This is a genomic window from Bacteroidales bacterium (assembly GCA_014860585.1).
GTDB lineage: Bacteria > Bacteroidota > Bacteroidia > Bacteroidales > 4484-276 > RZYY01.
The window spans coordinates 25,143-45,153 of record JACZJL010000130.1; the positions used below are offsets into that span (position 1 = coordinate 25,143).

Genomic DNA, 20,011 nt, shown 5'->3' on the forward strand with positions numbered 1-20,011 from the left:
TATTACCACTTAAGAATTTTCAGTTATGATAGAATTACTCAAAGAATTGATCCTCGATGCCCAGAAAGGTTCAATTGAAGTGGGATTTACAAGGAATCTTAAAGTTTGGCCTGTTACAAAAAAGGCCACTGTGATAGTTGGTGTAAGAAGGTGTGGAAAATCAACCTACCTCAGCCAGATTGTAAATCACTTGCTTAATGATGGAGTAAAAAAAGAAAATATATTGTTCATCAACTTCTTTGATGACCGACTTGCTCCCTTGAAAACATCGGGGCTTGATAAAGTAACTGAAGCCTATTTTTTACTTTACCCTGAAAAAAAGGGAAATGAAAAGATTTACTGTTTTTTCGATGAGATACAAATAGCAGCAGAGTGGGAATCATTCATTGACCGACTTTTACGCACCGAAAATTGTGAGATATATTTATCGGGTTCTTCGGCCAGGCTGCTTTCGAAAGAGATTGGGACACAAATGCGTGGCAGAGCGATATCCTGGGAAATGTTTCCTTTTTCATTTGGAGAATACCTGCAATCACAGGGTTTCAGCTACACGCTGCCCGTTAACACCGCTGAGAGAATTCAAATTCAAAAATCGTTTGAAGATTACTTTAACAGAGGCGGATTTCCTGAAACGATGGGTCTTGAGGATTTTTTAAGAGTGAAAATTCACCAGGAATATTTCGGCTCGATTCTTTTTCGCGATCTGATTGAGCGTTATGACGTTTCACATCCGAAAGCACTGACCGACCTTGCGCGCAAACTTCTGGATAACATAGCCTCTCTTTACACCCTAAACAATCTGACCAACTCTTTGCAATCGCTTGGCCATAAAGCACCAAAGAACACCATAGCTCAGTTCCTTGAGTGGTTCGAAGATGCCTATTTCTTGTTCACGGTTCGGATGTACAGCACCTCATTCAATAAGTCGAATGTAAACCCAAAAAAAATCTATTGCATTGATCATGCTTTTGTCCGATCGCTCACCTCCGGTATTTTGGTTAATAGTGGCCATTACCTGGAAAATGTCGTTTTCATGGCTTTGCGCAGGGTTTATCCTGAAATCTTTTATTACAAAACAGAGGCGGGACAGGAGATTGACTTTCTTATTCTGGATACAAAGCGACAATTTAACCTGGTACAGGTCGCATTTTCATTGGAACAACCTACCACACGCCAGCGTGAATTGATCGGCCTGCAAAATGCAATGAAAGAACTCCAGGTTGAAAATTCAACCATTGTAACCTGGTCGGAATCAGAGACAATTCAAGCTGAAGATAGTAAAATCGAAATCATTCCTGCCTGGAGATTTTTATTGCAATTGGAACAAACCAATTGAATTGATTGGTTGGTGTTCAATTACAAATGGCAATACTAATCATTTTTCTTCGCTTCTTTCTCAAGCTCAAGATTCTCCCTCAGCGTCTCCAGCCTGTAGCCGGAGTTTTCGGAGAGCGTCCGCGTTGAATTCCAGAAGTCAATGGTTTGTTTCAGGATGTCAGGAAGCTGGCATTCGGCGATGTGTTTTTCGGCGAAATAGTTCAGTACGGTAAGGGTAAACATCCAGTCGGAAAGTTCCTCGTACTGCTCTTTGCTGAAATAGGTCACCTCCTTGTAAATGTTTACTCCGATAAGGTTTTGCACAAATTCGTCATCCACCATTTTAACAGCCAGGTTTACTTTTTGGGTAAGTATCAGTTTGATATCTGATTCAGATTGATGAATTGCAGGCTGGCTAAAATCGAAAAGTTCATGGCCGTAAGTAACAAGAATGTTGATCAGGTTGATGTTGCGGTCGATTTCGGACTGGCCTGCGCCAGTCATTTTAAAGAGATTTTGCAATGGCCACTCAAGTTTGAGCTGAGCAATAAATCCATCTTTGTCGTCAGGATCAGGCGAAAGGTTTCTCAGGTTCTTCAGTACAAAATAGGCGAACAGGAGTATTAAACTTTCACGGTAGCTTTTGGTGTTGTGAATGGTTAAGATTTTGGTCAATGGTTGTAAGCCTGGCGATGCGAGTTGCTTTGCCAGCATCTGGTTGTTCTTGTAAAAATACCGGAAAGCACTTTCGATGGATTTCAAATCGCATATCAACGCAGAAGTGGCTGCCTGGTGCTGGTCAGCCAGTTTATATTCTTCCGCAATCCGGCTGATCAGCATCCCGAAACCTTGCTTTACACCATCAATATTAATCAGCCAGTTGTCCTCAATCCGGTCTTTTGAGATGAAGTCGGAGAGTTCGTTAATCAATTGATCTGAAAACAACGCTTCGAAGGTCTGATGAACCGGTTGAAGCCGTATCTCTTTCATGGCCCGCCAGATATCAGAAACTCCTGCACCATTCAGCTGTTGATGCAATCTGCGGTAATCGCCCCTGGCATCATGCACCTCCCTGAAGTTCCAGAACACACGGTACTCGAATCCGTTGAGATTCCACTGGAAACCATGATCATGAATTTCATGCGCACTGCGCAAATATTCCAGCCCTGAGATGTGCTCACGGAAAATGTAGAAAATTCCCTCTTCAACATTTACACCGAAAACATCCGAAATAGTGACAACCTCTGTTCCCTTGCCATCGCCGCCTTGAATGAGCTTTGGCGCTGAACTTTTTATTCCTCCAAAAGCCTGGTCGTATTTGTTGTTGAACAGCACCAGTGTGCGATCGTTCATGTAGCGGTTGGTGTAGGCAAAGACGTTTTCGTTTACATTTCCCGAACCATCGGAGTAATCGAAAATATTGAAATTCAGCACTTCGCTAAAGAGGTAGCGTTTGCGGGTAAGGGGAAAGATTTCGCGTTCGTGTTTTTCGACCAGCCAAGTTTGCGGAGTTTCGTTGTAATAAGCGCGTTGATATTCCATGCCATATTTTTCCGAAAAACCCTCTGTTTGTCCGTGCGAAAACATGGGCAAACCGGGGAGGGTGTTCATCAGCACACACACGCCAAAATATTTATCGCCGGTGCCAAACTGCCTGACGGCGGTCTCTTCGTCGGGGTTGCTCATAAAGTTGACATAGCGTTTGAGAATTTCCGGTTCAAACTCAAGGGTGTTGGTGATCAGGTCGCGGTATTTTTCATTTTCCTCATTTTTGAGCATATGCATAAACGCCGAATTGTAAACGCGGTGCATTCCGAGCGTGCGCACAAAATAGCCTTCCATAAACCAGAAAGCCTCGGCCAGGAGCAGCGTTTCGGGCATGGATTCGTTCATCCGGTCAACCACTTCGCGCCAGAACTCAACGGGGAAATGTTCGTCAAATTCCTCTTTGGTCATGGCATAATCGGCACGCGAGGGGATGTCGCCTCCGGATCCCGGACGCGGGTACCATAGCCTCGAAAAATGTTTTTTGGCCAACGTCATCGCCGCATCAAAACGGATGATGGAAAACCTGCGCGCCACATCGAAGATTTTTTGGATCACCGCTTCACGCACTGCTTGTTTGAGCATGTCCAACTGTGCGGTGTCGTTCCAGGGCATTGAGGTGCCATCGTTTCCGTGGTAAATGTAACGGGTCTGGCCGTTTTTTTTGTCAATCCACTGAAAAACAACGGCAGCATCGGTTTTTGAGTAATAGCCATCTTCGATCCTGATTTCCAAATCGGGATTTTGGGAAAGATTTTCTCCGGTAAACCGGTAACCTGGGAATGGCGGAACGTCGGTTTGAATAAAATATTCAGGATGTTCAATGGTCCATTTTGAAAAAAGCCCGGTGTGGTTGGGAACCATGTCGCTGGCCAGCCGGATTCCGCGCGCTTTGGCACGTTGGTTCAGGCTCTGGTAAGCCGCCTCGCCGCCCAGGTCGTGGGCAATTTCGTAATCAAAAAGTGAGTAAGCCGACGAAACAGCGTCAATATTTCCCATGATGTGCTTGATTCGCCGGGACGCTTCGCTGCGTTCCCAAATCCCGATCAGCCACAATCCGGTAAAATTCCATTTTGCCAGTTGATCCAGTTCCTCATCGGGAATTTGGTCAAGCTGGCGGATTTCGCGGTCATATTTTTTGGATAACTGATCGAGCCAGACGTAGGTATTTTTGGCCAGCAACACCACACGTGGCATCCAGTGAACATCGTCGGTAAACTGCTCCGGCTCTTCGTAGTCGGCAGCAGCATCTTTGATAAACTGGTAACCCGATTTACCGATCGTGAATCCGTCTCCGGCGCCGCCAAATCCTTTGTAAACAGGGGCGACTGCAGGAGGAGGACCGCCTGGACTTCCAAACGTCACATCTTCCTTAAACAGGTCTTTGCCTTTGAGCAATTGAATCACCAGGTTTTCGGGTAACATGGATTTCCAGCGCTCAAGGATAAAATCCAACTGTGCACTCAGGTCATTGGGATTTTTAAGTATTGGAGTTTTAAGCAATGTAAAAATGTCCTGCTGATCAGGTCCAAATGGCGGCTCATTGATAAAAAATGATTCCAGTTTTTCAGAAAATAGATGGAAAGTATCCACATCAGAAAGATAGTTCTCGTCGAAAAGCTCTTTCAATTTTTTATTACCGGGATTAAAATTGGCAAACCACAGCATCATCATTTCTTCGATGGTGATCAGCTGGTTGGAGCGGCCGTTTGTGGTTTCCTTCAAATAATCTTCAGCAGAAATTTTTCTCTGGAAAACCGCAGTCGGTGGAAAATTTCCAACAAATTCGGCCAATAGTCCAAACCATTTTGGTTTCTCCAATTCCTTTTCGAGAAATCTTTGCGCTTTGGCAAATACCTCCGGATTTAGTTGCTCCTCGTAATTTCTGAGTACGATGTGGTAAATCTCTTCAATCAGCCCGGCGGCATTGACCTCGCCGGGATAAACATGCAGCTCCGGCTTTCGCAACTGGTTGATTTTATGAACAAACAGCCTGACAGCATGAAAATTGGCAAAGATTACATTGCCATTGGTAGAGAAAAACGACACATCCAATTGGTATTTTTTGCGGATGTCTTTATAAATGTGGAATTCAAACATTTTCTATGGTTTACTTGTGATTATGTTTAAGAACAACCCTTCCGGTGATTTTTCCCTGAAGCATTAATTCGATTTTTTCGTTTAGGCCCTCCAGGTTAACCTCCTGAAATAATTCTGTTAAAAAAGCCGGCTTCCAGTCAGTGGATAAAAGACTCCAGATCTTTTCGCGGTTTGGCATCAGATAGTTTTGGGAGTCAATGCCAACAAGCGACACGCCTCTGAGGATGAACGGGTAGACGTTGATGTTCAAATCTGGCGAGGCTACATTGCCACAGCAAGCTATCACCCCGTTCAGATTAGTTGATTTAATGGCATTGGCAAGAATGTCGCCGCCGACGGTGTCCACCACCGCACTCCAGCGGGGTTTGAGCATCGGGCGCTCTTTGCCTGTAGTTAATTCTTCCCTTGAAATCAATTGGGTCGTGCCAAGTTTTTTTAAAATTTCTCCGGCTTCCGGCTTGCCCGTTCCAGCTGCAACCTGGTAACCCAGTCTTGCCAGAATGGCCACAGCCATGCTCCCAACCCCGCCGGAAGCGCCGGTTACCAGCACTTCTCCCTGATTGGGCATCACCTTTGTCAAAATTTGATCAACAGCCATTCCTGCAGTCAAACCGGCGGTGCCAAACATCATGCTCTCCTTCAGGGTAATTCCTGCAGGTAATTTCAATGCCCAATCAGCAGGCACACGGATATATTCCCCAAAACCGCCGCTGGTGTTCATGCCGAGGTCGTAGCTCGTTACGATTACCTCATCACCCGGTTTGAACTTTTCCGATGCCGAATGTTCAACAACTCCTGAGGCATCAATGCCCGGGGTGTGGGGGTAATTTCGCGTAACTCCTTTATTTCCGGAGGCCGACAACGCGTCTTTGTAATTTAACGAAGAGTAATGAACCCTGATCAGTAGGTCGCCGGCAGGAAGTTCATCGGTTGATTTTACCTTTATTTTTCTGGTAAAATGATTGGTTTCATTCTCTTCGACCACCAGTGCGTTGTATGTTTTGTTTTCCATCATGTTATTTTTATCGGATGAATCGGGTTAATGTCGAATTGAACCGGTGTGTTAGATCAACATATTCGACCCCTCCGGGGTCGTGTGTTTTTTGCAACATTGCAAGGCTATAAACATTTGACTCCTTCGGAGTCGTAGGTTTGGTTTGTATTTCAAAAGGTAAGAAGACCACAACCGGAAAAACCCAAATTTGAATTTGACTTTTATTCATTTGAAAATCATGCGCTGCAATTCAACCCCTTCCAATTTTCCCAGCGCTTTTTCAAAATTTGCTATCTCCGATTCATCGCCGAAAAGTTCGAGTAGAATTATCCCTTTTGTTCCACAATCCTGGTTCAGGCCGATTCTGGTTCTGATCACATTGCCATATTTTGTGAGCACATTTTGAAGGGCAATCTTATCATGCAGCGGCTCACCGACATACAAACCCACTATCCTGATTTCTTTTTTTTCCATCGTTATCAATATTCAAACAACATAATTTTTACTTCCAATCCACCAATGGACATTAGTTCGTTTTCGAAAATCTCCCACCCTGAAGGATTGCCACTGAGCGTAATCAGGATGATCCCCACACGGCTGCACACTTCTTCCGAAAGCTCGTGAAAGCCAAGCCTCGACTGGATAATATCGTTGTGCTTCGAGAGCAATGCCTGCAACCGGCCGGCTTCTTTTATCCGGTCCCTGATTAAAATCCCGATGATTTTTGTTTGTTTCATTCCAGTTCAATTTAAAAATACAAATCCCGTTCGCCTTGTTTTATCCGTTCGATTCTCCTTTTTACCTCTTCAATCTGCTGCTCGCTGTTGATCTCATTCAGGTTTTTCTCAATGACTTTCCATCCTTTCTCCCTGATTTCCGGTTTGGCATAATCCACGAGGTATTCTGCCAAAGTGAGGATAGCGTTGGGGGTACAAAACCGTTTGATAAATCCGGGCACCGAAAATTCCATGAAATGTTCCCCTGTTCGACCAAGGCGGTAACATGCCGTACAGAACGAAGGCAGGTAGCCTTTATCCAGCAACTCTTCAATCACTTCGCCCAGTGAGCGTGGATCGTTCACCTTGAATTGCTCCTTATTAAGATTTTGTTCCTCGTTCAATGTGCTGGAGTAGCTCCCGATTTCGAGTTTGGTACCGCCGTCAATTTGTGAAACACCGTATTGCATCACTTCTGTGCGGACTTCGGGCGCTTCGCGGGCGGTGAGGATCATACCAGTATAAGGGACAGCCAACCGGAGAATAGCCACCAGCTTGACAAAATCCTCGTCGCTGACCGAATATTTTGGGTCGATGTCAAATTCGGAGGCGTCTTTGATTCTTGGGAAGGAGATGGTGTGCGGCCCGACGTTGTACACTGCCTCAAGATGGTTGGTGTGGCGCACCAGCCCCATCACTTCAAAGCGCCAGTCGTACAGGCCAAACAGCGCCCCGATCCCCACATCATCAAGGCCGGCTTCCTGCGCACGGTCGAGTGAGGTGAGCCGGAAGTTGTAATCCCGTTTTGGCCCGCTCGGATGATACAGTTTGTAAGCCTCCGGGTGATAGGTTTCCTGAAAAACCTGATAAGTTCCAATACCGGAATCTTTTACTGTCCTGAATCCTTCGATATCCATCGGCGCTGCGTTGATGTTTACACGCCGGATTTCACCGTTTCCCTTTTTCACGGCATAAACCAACTTTACTGTATGAGCGATGTATTCGGCATCGTACATGGGGTGCTCGCCATAAACAAGGATCAGACGCTTCTGCCCGTTTTCCTCAAGCGCTTCCGTCTCGCGGATGATCTCTTCGTCAGTGAGTTTCCGGCGAAGGGCAAACTTATTGGAAGCCTTGAAACCACAATATTTGCAGTTGTTCACACAATGATTTCCAATGTAAAGGGGTGCAAACAACACAATCCGGTTGCCATAAACCCGCTTTTTAAGTTCGCGGGCGCCATTTTTAATTTCTTCGATTAACTCAGGATCGTTGGCATTGATCAACACCGCCGTTTCTTCAAGGCTGAGACGATGCTTTTCAAGCGACCTGGCAATGACTTCTCTCACTCGCTGCTTGTCTGGCTTCACTTTTTCCAAAATTCCCCAAATTTCATCCGGATCGATGAATGGCTCCATACGCCTGTCGGGGATACTGCACTTTTCAGGTTGAAATTTCATTAACTTATCTTCTTTTCAAAACAATAACAGGTTAATCAAACGGAATTTTGAGGAATTAATGATTTAACAGGCAAGTATATTTCAGTAATTTTGCCCGGTAACTATTTTACATCATTTAACCCGATGAAATTCACAGCAGCTTTCTTTCCTTCCCTTTTTCTGGCAATGAGTTGCCAGGGGCAGACTGTTTTTCAATATGACCTTTCTCAACCTGATCTTGTTCATCAACTCCCCCCTATTCTCAACGAAGTTTCAGGGCTGACCAATATTGACAATAACCATGTCGCCTTAATTCAGGATGAACTGGGCATCGTATTTCTTTATGATTTTTCGGAAGGTAAAATAGTTTCACAACATCAGTTCGAAAGCACCGGGGATTTTGAAGGGCTGGCTTACGCTGACAATAAGATGTACATCCTCCGAAGCGACGGACGACTGACCGAATGGAATAATTTTCCGGATCAGGCCAAATCAGTGAAACATTACGATTTAAACCTGCCAACATCAAACAATGAAGGACTTTGTTATGACCCTAAACACAACAGGGTGCTCATTGCTGCAAAAAGTAAACCGGATCATGGGTATGAAAAATCGAGGCGATTGATCTATGCCTTTGATCTTTTAACCAGGAAATTACTGAACAAACCGCTTTACAGCCTGAATGTAGATCGCCTGGCAGAAAAAGCCCACAGCTTAGGTATTGAACAAAGCAATCTTACTGAAAAAGGGAAACAAAAACCTTTCAATTTCCGCCCGTCAAGCCTTGCAATTCACCCATTGACCGGTGATCTGTACATCATTTCAGCGGTTGATTTTTTAATGGTGGTAATGAACCCTTCCGGAAAAATTATCCACATGGAGCCCCTCGAACCTGAGCGTTTTCCGCAAGCCGAAGGATTGACATTTCTCCCGGATGGCACGATGATCATCACCAGTGAAGCTGCAGGGAAAGTACCGACCTTGCAGGTTTTTAAGATGAAAATGCAAGGCGATCACTAAAAGTTGAACTGTCTTTGATCTGCCTTACATGGCCATCGAATCCATTCAAATTTGTTTAGGAAACACCTTGTTCAAGGCTTCTACTTTAGAATTTACCTGAAGTTTTTCGTAGATTTTTCTCAGGTAAGTCCTCACTGTTTCAATGCTAATGTAGAGTTTATCGGCAATTTCTTTGTAAGAGTAACCCTTGGCCAGTTCGTGGATGATCTCCTGCTCGCGGCTGGTCAGTTTTTCAAGCAGATCAGTCTGTTGGTTTCGGTTTTTAAATGAGGTGACCACCATTCTTGCGATTTCGGCTGACATTGGAGAGCCGCCGTTGTGAACATCCCTGATTGCGCGGAAAATCTGTTCCGGCGATGAACTTTTCAGCATATAACCTGTAGCCCCGGCACACAGTGAGTCGAATGTGCGTTCGGCGTCGCTGTGCGAGGTGCACATCAGAAACTGGATATCCGGCCTTCTGGGCTTGGACTGCCTGATACACTGAATGCCGTCCATCCCCGGCAGGGTGATGTCCATCAACACCACATCCACAATGATCTTGTCGAGGACTTTTAAAAAATCCTCCGCTTTCTCATAAACACTCGTACAGACCAGGTCGCCGGCCATCGGCAGCATTTCCATCATACTCTCTCTCAGTTCCTGGTCGTCTTCAACTATTGCTACTAAAAGATGTTTCATCGGGTAAGGTATTTCAACGTTCTAATTTATAACCGGCTATTTTTGGAATTTTTCTTTTCCCAAACTTTCTATTTCAACCGTTTGCGGCAAAAATAATCTCAGTTCGTACGGTTGTCAATCACATGAAAGTAGATTAATGAAATTTTGGGTATTTAGTGGAGCTTCCCTGTGAAGATGACCTGGGTTCCCTCTCCTGAACCGGTCTGGATTTCCATCGTTCCTCCAACCGATTCCATTCGTTTACGCATGTTTAACAATCCGTTTCCCCCGCCTTTGATCAGGTTTTCTTCAAATCCTTTCCCACTATCGGCCACGATTAGTGTGTAATGTTGGTTTTGCTGGTTAAATGTGATTTCGATATTTTTTGCCCCGCTGTATTTTACTGCATTATGCAGCGACTCTTTCATCACAAGATAAAGCGTCCGCCGCAATTCCGGGCTGATGGAGTCGGAGAATGACACTTCAGGAAAAGATATTTTACATTCCATTGGAAGTCCTTCCATGTATTTGTTGATGAAGTTGCGCATGTATGCCAGCAAGCTACCAACGTTGTCGCGTTCGGGGTTGGTTGACCAGATGATCTCGCCCAGTTTTGCTACTGATTCTTTGGAAAAGTTAACGATTTTATCGAGGGTTGTCAGGTCGTAAGGGGTTGCATGGTCTTTCGACTTAACTTTCAGCAATTCTGCCATCCATGAGATTTTGGTCAGACCCGAACTGATGTCGTCATGAATGTCCTGCGAGATACGTTCGCGAATGATCGCTTTTTCTTTCTGTTTTTCGGTTTCGATGAGTTGCGCCTGTGTTTCCTTCAGCTCCCTGAGTGTGGCGGACAGGTTCACATTGCTCTCTTCAAGCTGCAAATTGGCTTGGGAAATCTGACCGTTCAAGAGTGTTAGCTTAGAGTTGGCGGATTTTTGTAGTGCAAAGTTCCGGTAGATCAGCACCAGCGCAAATGCCAGCAGGATCATTCCGAAGATGAAATAAATCCGTTCGTTTTTTTTCTTTTGCACCGCAAGACGGTCTAATTCGATCTGCTTGTCTTTCAGTTCAAGTTCACGTTGGGTTGTAAGTTTTTCCAGCTGAATTTTGCTTTCGTTTGACTGGATTGAATCGTGGTATTGATCATGCAGTTTAAAATATTTGAGTGCCTCGCGGTGGTTGCCTGCCGCCTCATAAGCCTCAGAAAGCTCATTGGCAAAATAGGCCAATGGCGCCAACGAGCCAAGCTGCTCATAGATTTCGACTGATTGTGTAAGGTACTTTATGGCATTTTTTAATAAATCAGCCTTTTCCCCGCGAATCAACTCTGATATCGTGTCGCCCTGTTCGCGAAGCTTGATGCTGCGATAATAGGAAAGGCCAATATTGCCTAAGGTCAATGCGATGCCATCATTGTCATTCAGGGTTTGATGAATATGGTGTGCTTCCCAAAAAAGTTCTGTGCCTTTTTGGTAATCATTTTGTTCAAGGTACATCAGCGCAAGGTTGTTCAGATTGAGAGCAACAGCCATTTTCAGGTCAATCTTTCTGGCTTGTTCAATTGCCTGTGTATAATATGCTATTGCCTTTTCGGTGCTGTCAATTTGAGCGTAGTTAGCCGCAAGACTACCAATAACTGTAATAATCCCAACTTCATTATTGATCTTTCGGCAATAATCGAGCGCCTTTGAATAATACTCAATGGAGGTTTGTTTTTTTTCCTGGGCAAGATAAATATTTCCGATGGAATTATAGGTAGTAGCAAGTCCGGTGGCATCATCCAAATCTTCGAAAATAGTGACAGCTTTAAATGTAACTTCCAGCGACTCAGGATATTTGCCCTGTAAATAGAAAACCCGCCCCTGATCCCTGAGTAAATGAGCCTCCAACATCAAATCGCCCAGTTTCCTGGCCAACTCCAGCGCTTCAAAGTTCAGTAAAATACTGCTGTCGTACTGTGCTATTTTGATATAATAAAATGTCAGGTTTTTCAGTGACTGAAGCAAATACTTCTCATTGCTTAGGCGGGTTGCCAGTTCCCTGGTTTTTATCGCATACTCATAGCTTAGGGTAGGGTTGAAGTTGAGATAAAATGAGGTGATCTGATTGAAATTCTCCAGTTTTTTTTCGTCGTTTGAAATCGTATCCGTCACCCTTACCAGGGAGTCAATCGAGGACTGGGTAGGATTTTGTCCCGAAAGTGAAAACACTGAAAATATAACAAAAAGCCATGCCATGAGTGCGCCACGACCGACTTTTAGGGAAAGTGAGCAGAGTGTTTTCATAACTTGAAATTTGGGTTTTGAACAGTTGTACTAAATTGAAAATCAAAAGTTTTACGAAAGAACAAAAGTTTAAATTGATTGGTTCATTTTTGGGAGATTTGATTATAGTGGGTAAGTGCAGCCATTTTAAAATAAAACGATCCGACCACCAATGGCAGCCGGATCGCTGATTAAATCTAAAACCTAACTTGTAAAGAAAAATATGTTGAACTCCTGGCTATTTAACAACCAGTTTTCTGTTATTCAAAAGGTTATCTCCTGCAATCCTGATGAAATAGACACCTTTGGGATGGTTACTCAGGTCAATTTGCCGGGAAGCTGACAAATTCCCCTGCGCAATTGTTTGTCCACCCGAGTTTGTAATTACGTACGCCATGTTAGAATTTTCGTGCTCCACAGCCAAAGTAAAAATTCCGGTTGATGGATTCGGGTATATGTTCAAACCAATTTGGTCAGGAGAAACAATAACGGTTGGGCTCATCATCATGTTGCTGATTACCGACAACCCGTTAGTGGTAAAATAGCCGTCGCTGTTGGGCGCTTTGGCGTTGTAATCCACCTCGAGCGAATATTCGGTGTTGCTGCTGTTGCGGTAGAGTTTGAAAGTGAGTCGTTCCCCTTCTTCAAAACCATCTTTTGAGGATGATGTGAAATCGTTTCCAAAAAGTGACATCGAAACAGAAATTCCCGTAACCTGGGTTAAACCTGCACACTGGCCGTCGCTGGTGAAAGCGCCGATCATATCGCCGGGTTCAAATGCTGTGGTTGCGTTCGGGTCGAAGACCACAATATGGCTTGAGCCTGAGTAGGCCGGATCATTCCACGGAGTGATGTTTTTCGCTCTAACGGGAAGGACATTCCCAAAGGAAGCATTTTTCCCACAGGCAGGGAAGGTTACTTCCACAGCATTCTGCACCTTGATATAGTAGGATTTTCCGGGAACCAGTGTCTGCAAGGTGTTGATGTTCATTTCGGGATAATAAATTCCATTTCCGGCCACTTCATAAGCAATGATCAATCCGCTGATGCCGCTGAGCAGTTCATCTGCATCCAGATTGCAGGGTGATAAGACTGGCAAAAGGTTCCAGCCGGCATTGAGGGTAATGGTTTGGTTGGCCATCATTCCTTCGAAGGTCAGCATTCTTTCGGCGGCCATTTTGATAATATAGCCGTGTTGGTTGCTGAACTGGCTCATGGTATTGATGTTGAAGGCAGGATAAAATATCTCGTAAAAGTAGGTGGAGATGATCAGATCGTCCAATACCGGTGCAACAACATCGGCAAAAGCGTTTTCCGGCGACAAATCAACATAAGATGACCAGCCGCTCCAGCCCATTGGCAGAAGGATTTGCTGCGTGATTGACTCAGTAACCACAAGCTCTGCAGGCACTTCAAGTTCGGGTTGGGAAATGAACGGGTTGTTGGTGTTGATTTTCAGATTTGCATTGTAAGTTCCCAAATCGAGTAAAGATGAGTTAAATGTTACTTCAACAGGGAATGATTCTCCAGGTTGGATAGTTCCGGCTTTTGGCGATACATCAAGCCAGGGATTGCCGATAGTAACCATAAAATCGGCACAATTACCCCAGGAATATGGCTGACATGCATCATTAACAGGCTGACTTGTACGGCTTCTCATTCTCATTCCAAAAGTTCCGACGGGCGCATCTTCTGGAATTGTAAGTTCGCAGGTGTACCATGTATAACCCAATGTTATCTGGGCATTGGTAACGATGGTTTCGCTTTGGGTGAGTGTTTTATCATCGTCAAAATCAATCCATACCGAAAAGTAAGTATCCCATGAGCGAGCCATGATTTTGAGCTGATAGGTTCCGCCTGGTTCAAGTTCGTGAGTCAGGTTGGTAAAATCCTGATACCATGATGGCGAACCCTCGCAAGGCACATGAATGTCAATATTTGCCAGTTCCCATTGAATAATACCATCATCGCCACTGCAACCAAAACTGTAAAGATTACCGGAACAAAATCCCGATGATTTCAGGTTTGAAGCTTTTGAATCAACAATGTATTCTTTTTCAATATTAAAATCAACAGGTTCAGCGCCGGTATTGGTTAGCAAAAGTATTTGACTTGTGAGTGATTCACCGTTGGTATGTACTTCTGAAAGCGATGCCGGGTTGCTGGCCAGGATGCCATACAAGGGAATTCCCACGCAGATTTCGTTGGAGAGACCGGTTTCAATATCTTCAGTAACTGCCTCGAGGACGGTGTAGCAATAATTACCCCCGGGCAAGATATCGTTGTCAATATAGCCGGTTTCGGTAAATTCACCCAATTTCACACCATTGCGGTACAACACAAAATATTGATCAAAAGGATTGTTTTCCAGACCTGTGAATTTACTTTCCCAGGCAAGATGGATTTCGGCGCCCTGTTGTTCAGCAAAGAGCATCACAGGAGGTGATAGAATACCCACCGCCGCCGGCAATGACGGGACTGACTCCCCTTCGGTGTAAACTGCCTTGACAATGTAGGTGTACTGGCCGGCTGCAAGATTCAGGTCGGTGTAGTTGGTTTGGTCGGTAAACGTTACAAATTGATCATTACGGTACAGGTTATATCCCAGCAGCGTTTCTCCGGCTTTTGAAGGTGCAGGCGTGATATTTTTTCTTTCCGCTACAACAGCCAGGTTAGCGGCAAATACGCTTTTATCCACGCTCCTCGGAGTAAGGGCAACTGAGTTGGTTGCCATTTTTCCTCCGGAGCTATAAGTAACAAAAGCTTCGTGGCTTCCAACATAATAATAGCCAAGATTACCCAGCTCTGTAAAATTGCCGATTGACCCATAGAAAAGGGTTCCGTTGTAAAGGCTGTTATCAACTGCCACCAGCGGTCCGCCAGGGTTTGAGTTGATGGTGGCCACCATAAAATTCCCTGAATTGATGGTTACCGGATTAACTTCTACAGTTACCCAGTCGTTGGCCGGGCCGTTGGTAACGAAATAAGGGCCTGCAAGAATTGTTGCACCATCACCCGACAGCACATAAACCCTCAGATGCTCCTGGTATGCTCCAAAGCCGTCGTTAAAGTAACGAACTTTCGATATTTGGCAGGGATACTCTTCGGGTGTGAATAACTGGGCAAGGCCAAACATTCCGGTTTCAGAAGCCAAAGCATTTTCAAACGATCCGTCGTGATAATACAACCACTCTTCGCTACCTGTTTCGGGCGAGTTCCATGTGAGGTTGACATCGAAAATATTGCTTATTTCAGCTTTCAGGCCATAAGGTGGTTTTAGGGCAAGTGAAAGATTGAAGTTGACGATCTCATCAGCGCCATGGATGATCTCAATGGTTTGAGATTGTGACAGGTATCCGTCAAACGTAGCAGTAACTTCGTAAACACCTTCAACCACATTTGGCAGGTTGTAATAACCGGCAGCAAGGGTGGCGGTTTGATAGTTTGCGCCTGCTGTAATGGTCACTCCCTGTAAGGGCAGGTTGGTGTAAGCATCAGTAACCAGACCTGAAATTGTTCCGGCGCCAATGCTTTCAAAATACCACCACTCGCCGGCAGTTTCGCCAATTGCATTTTTGCAGGTGACCATCCACCGGTATTCGGTTTTGGGCAAAAGGGAAATGCCAACCGAAGCCAGATCGAAACTGTTTCCGGTGAAGAATCCGGTTTCGTGAATAAGGATATTATTGGGGAAAGAAACCTGTTCGATCCTGATTTTTGATTGAGCCGTTCCAACGCCATTTGTCCATTCAAAAACAGGCTGCAAGGTAACCAAAACATCGCCATCAGCAGGAACCGGGTTTGATGGTTGTTGTGGTGGTAAAGTGGCAGCCACTGTCAGGAATACCGGAACACTCAGTTCTGATTCGGTAACTTCCTGACCATTGTGCACAAAACGGATTTCCGCTTCATGAACGCCATCGGCAAGAAAACCGGCATTAAAATTCACATCAATCGTCTGGCTTTGTCCGGGTTGAACTGTTCCATTGATGTTCGATAAACTCAGCCAACTATTTACATAACCGCCAATTTTGAAATAGCATGAGGGATTCGAATCCACATTTTTCCATCCGGGGCTGCCGAAATATCCGGCGTAGTCGTGCAATTTAGCATGATTTTGCAAATCTGCCGATCCAACCGACCAGTTCCATCTGGTGTTTTCAGCGCCGTTGCTGCCAACATATACTGCATAAACCGATAACCAGTAGTGACCTGTTGGCAATACGACAGGATTGTTGAAATACAAATGCTGGGTGTCGAAGTTGAGATCATCAGGGACAATTTGTTCAACAAAAAGCAGCTCTCCAGGCTCGTTGTTGCTGTTTTGATAAATGGCTATTTTAAAAGCATCGGGCAGTGTTGACTGTGACGAAAAACCTTCGGTGTAGATGTACCTGATCTCCCACATTTCTTCAGATGGAACAATAAAGTCATCGGCGCTTATGATTCGTCCATCAGGAACTAAACCCGTAAGTTCCACAGAAATAGTTCCTGTGTTTGACGGATTGATTAGGGTGTTATCCCACAAAATCGGGTATTGAATGTTGTTTTTCATCCCTTTGTCTTTTTCCTGGTAGATGAAATAAGCCTGCCATTCAAGATCGGCTGTACCGGCGGGATTGGAAACAGTTAGCTGCTGAACGGACGAACCGCCCGGCTCCAGCGATTCATTAAGGCTCAGCGGATTGACCGTGATTTGTGCAAAATCAAGAACGAAATCCTGGTTGGCGGTTTGGTCTGCAAAAATTTCAACACCTGAAACAATCTGCATTAAGAACCCCTCCGCTTCGCAGGTGAAATCATACACTCCGGCTAAAATCGCAGGAAACTCATAATACCCCGTTGCATCGGTGAATGATTCATAACTGCCTGCAAAAACCCGCGCGCCCTGAATGGGTTGGTTGGTTGCCGAAGTAACATATCCCGAAAGTGAGCCTTCGGTTAGATAATTTACCGAAACATCGTCGAGGAACCAACTATTGGCGTTTATCCCCTCATACCTGAAAGCAATGTAAATCGTTTGTCCGGCAAAGGCATCCAGTGATATTTCAGTTTTCTCCCAATTCGAAACCACTGACGGTGCACTCCAGATTTCAACAAAATCTCCATCTGACGGGTTGGGAGAGCCGGCGGAAACCAGTACTGAATTTTTTTCATAATAACTTGCGTAGGCATTCAACGACCAGAATGACAGACGGAACATTGTATAATCGGCAAGATTCAATGGAGGACTGATCAGCCATCCATCCTGATGGGTTGCATTAGCATAAGCATGCACAGCCGACTGGCTTCCGCCCTGGGTATGGTTGAACAAATCTGAACTTTCCCATTTCGTACCGCTAAAATCCATATCAAAAGGCATCCAGCAGGTGGGCGGGAAAGTTTCTCCATCGAAATCCTCGTTAAAAGGAAGGGTGTATGGATCGCAAATATTGTAAATAGTTTGAAAACTGAAAGGCCCAACCCAATCACTCACGCCACCCTCGCAAATTGCCTGCACATAAAAGTCGTACAGCGTTCCTTCCGAAAGGCCAACAAGTGAATATGGATTTGATGAAATAGATTCGAGTAATGTGCCGGTACCGGGAGCAAATCCCAATGCACCCCATTCGAGGTTCCAGGTTATTTCACCATTTAAGGCGGTCCATGAAAGGTCGGCTCCTGATGAAGTAATATTGACGGCATTGAGGTCAATTGGTTTTAAACAAACCGGGAGCATACAATTGGCGGCGCCCTCAAACACAATTGTACCCACTTCGAGCGCATTATATCCTTCGGCCAGAAAAACAGTTTCTCCCATGAAGTCAAGTATTTTCAATCCAACTTCCTGCGGATAATCTCCGCCATTATTGAAAAAAACCTCAAATCCGGTATCATGACAAAAGGAGTGATATTCAGTATAATCATCGCCGTTAGTAAAATTTGTACCCAAAACCTTCACGACTGAACCTCCGGAGATCACCTGCATGGTGGCGCCATCCCAGCCATCGCCAAAGTCGTCGAGCAGGATAAAGGTATATTCGCATTCATCTTCTTCGATGCACGATTTGGTGGTGAAGCTTCCGGGGCCGTTCCATTCGCTAAGGTTGTTCGCATTGCACACTGCCTGAACATAAAAATCGTAGGTTGTGCCCAGTTCAAGACCGGAAAGATTGTAAGGTTTATTGGGTGTGTTTTGAATCATATTTCCGGTTCCCGGCACAAAACCGGCTTCACCCCATTCGATATTCCACAAAGCGGCTTCGCCTATTTGTGTCCAATCAAGCAAGGCACTGTTACTGGTTATATTTGAAACTTGTAAATTTGTTGGCTGATTGCAGAAATCCGCTTCGTTAATCAGGATATCGTCGAGGCTTAAATGAAATAATGTATTACTGCTTACACCCCTTATTCCAATATAAAAAATGCCGCTTTCTTCCACCGAAAAACTGCCGGACACTTTTTGGTATTCTCCACTGGTAACGCCCTGCTGAGCCGCAATGGTTGTTGTCATCGAGGCGCCATTTGGCTGCAATCCCATGTAAATTCCAACATTACAATTAAAATTGGCCGAAGATTGCCTTGCCCATAATTCAATATTATAATTTACCCCACCGGTAAAATAGAATGGACGGAAAAGCCATGTATGTCCGCTCGTATAAAGAATGATGTTGAAGTTGCCGGTTCTTGGCGCACGAAAGTTTGGGTTAGTAGTGTTTGCTTGCCAGTATTCATCCGTATTACCTACTAATTCCTGTGTCCACCTGAAAATATCATTTGACTCGTTGACATTTCCCTCTTCAAAACTTTCGATAAAGGGAAAACTAACAAAAGCAGGATTATCCATCAGCGTAAAACTCCACACCGGGCAATCCACTGCATCGCCAAATTGATTGTAGGCGACCACTTTCCAGAAATAAGTCGTTGAATACTCCAGCAGACCTGGCGAATACGTTGTTATATTTCCCAAGTCATTGCCATTAATCAAATTGGTTGGCGGGTTATCGGTGCCCAAATAAAGCCTGTAACCTGTAGGGTTTTCGCCACCGTTGCCCCACGAAAGTTGTACATTATTGGTCAGGCCGGTTGATCCGTCCACTGGCAAAGGTATCTGGGCACAATTTGGCGGCATGTTGCCCTGAGGCAATGTATAAGAAAATGTTAAACCAGAAGGAGGAATTACGCCTGGCGAAACAAGGCAGAATTCATCCACAGTTGCTCCAGCTTGCGTTGTCTGCCAGTTTGTTTGTGTTGTTCTGACTGCATAATTTGTGACAACGTTGGCCGGTGCTCCCCTCATTCCCACAGTTGCCTGCATTGTGCCGGAGTTTTTTACCATGGCGCCATAAACAATGCTAACAGAATTGGAAGTTTCGTGAAGACGAATCTGGAAATTGAAGCTGTCGCCATTGCCACTGAGATAAGGACGGTAATTTTTCCATTGTACAACACATACACGATTGGGCGCCGCACCAATGGTCTGCAACCTAATGGTAGCTCCCGGTTGTGCCAGTAAATCTGCGGTTAAACCGGCAACGCGGCTTACCCATTCCGGATGAAGAAAATTAACCGTCGAAGCCAAAGGGAAAAAACTATAAGTAGAAGTGAGACCCACAGCCGGAAAGAAAGAATCACTCCCCAGCGCTATCCATCCGTTGGCATCAACGCCCAAACGGTTAAAAACTGTACCATTGAATGTGAAACTGAAACCAATGGGAAAACCCGGGCCACCTTCCGGAACGCTCTGACCTCCGGGGTTGGCCGGATCCACAAAAACCTCATCATCGGTACTTTCGTTGCCAAGAACAATACCGCCTGAGATTTCGGAATAAACTTCAACAGCACTGCTGAAGTTGTAGTTGCTCAACTGTGCACTAACAGTTTGAAAATAAACTGCAAAAAGAAACAGAACTGAAATGAATGTAAACTTTTTCATTGTTGATTAGATTTAAAGATTAATGCGGCAAAATTATA

At 44.8% G+C, this 20,011-nt stretch carries 10 protein-coding genes; 2 read left to right on the forward strand and 8 right to left on the reverse strand.

From position 1 onward, the window contains the following. Positions 1 to 25 precede the first annotated feature (25 nt). Complete coding sequence (locus tag IH598_13580; GenBank protein ID MBE0639542.1) at positions 26 to 1,336, forward strand: ATP-binding protein; 1,311 nt, start codon at positions 26 to 28, stop codon at positions 1,334 to 1,336. Between the two features lie 35 nt (positions 1,337 to 1,371). Here the strand turns inward: IH598_13580 and IH598_13585 are convergent, their stop codons facing one another. The 5 genes from IH598_13585 to hydG all read right to left on the reverse strand — a co-directional run bounded on the left by IH598_13585 (position 1,372) and on the right by hydG (position 8,132). Then, positions 1,372 to 4,962, reverse strand: a complete 3,591-nt coding sequence (locus IH598_13585; protein MBE0639543.1) for an alpha-amylase — start codon at positions 4,960 to 4,962, stop codon at positions 1,372 to 1,374. 10 nt (positions 4,963 to 4,972) lie between these two features. Then, entirely contained in the window at positions 4,973 to 5,974 is a 1,002-nt protein-coding gene (locus IH598_13590; GenBank protein ID MBE0639544.1) for a YhdH/YhfP family quinone oxidoreductase, read from the reverse strand. 207 nt (positions 5,975 to 6,181) lie between these two features. Further along, positions 6,182 to 6,430, reverse strand: coding sequence for a hypothetical protein (locus tag IH598_13595; protein MBE0639545.1), 249 nt, complete (start codon positions 6,428 to 6,430; stop codon positions 6,182 to 6,184). Positions 6,431 to 6,435: 5 nt separating this feature from the next. Then, complete coding sequence (locus IH598_13600; protein ID MBE0639546.1) at positions 6,436 to 6,693, reverse strand: hypothetical protein; 258 nt, start codon at positions 6,691 to 6,693, stop codon at positions 6,436 to 6,438. Between the two features lie 11 nt (positions 6,694 to 6,704). After that, a complete protein-coding gene (gene hydG, locus IH598_13605; protein ID MBE0639547.1) occupies positions 6,705 to 8,132 on the reverse strand; it encodes a [FeFe] hydrogenase H-cluster radical SAM maturase HydG in 1,428 nt (475 codons plus the stop codon). Positions 8,133 to 8,255: 123 nt separating this feature from the next. On the opposite strand from hydG, the gene IH598_13610 reads away from it, so the two are divergent. Next, positions 8,256 to 9,131 carry an SdiA-regulated domain-containing protein gene (locus tag IH598_13610; protein MBE0639548.1) on the forward strand — a complete coding sequence of 292 codons (876 nt, stop codon included), beginning with the start codon at positions 8,256 to 8,258 and terminating at the stop codon, positions 9,129 to 9,131. A 45-nt stretch (positions 9,132 to 9,176) separates the two neighbouring features. Here IH598_13610 and IH598_13615 read toward each other — a convergent pair whose 3' ends face one another. The 3 genes from IH598_13615 to IH598_13625 form a co-directional block, all read right to left on the reverse strand. Beyond that, positions 9,177 to 9,812 (reverse strand): response regulator transcription factor, encoded by a 636-nt coding sequence (locus IH598_13615; GenBank protein MBE0639549.1) that lies wholly within the window; start codon positions 9,810 to 9,812, stop codon positions 9,177 to 9,179. Positions 9,813 to 9,964: 152 nt separating this feature from the next. Beyond that, entirely contained in the window at positions 9,965 to 12,079 is a 2,115-nt protein-coding gene (locus IH598_13620; GenBank protein MBE0639550.1) for a tetratricopeptide repeat protein, read from the reverse strand. A 217-nt stretch (positions 12,080 to 12,296) separates the two neighbouring features. After that, a complete protein-coding gene (locus tag IH598_13625; GenBank protein ID MBE0639551.1) occupies positions 12,297 to 19,973 on the reverse strand; it encodes a carboxypeptidase regulatory-like domain-containing protein in 7,677 nt (2,558 codons plus the stop codon). Positions 19,974 to 20,011: the final 38 nt, after the last annotated feature.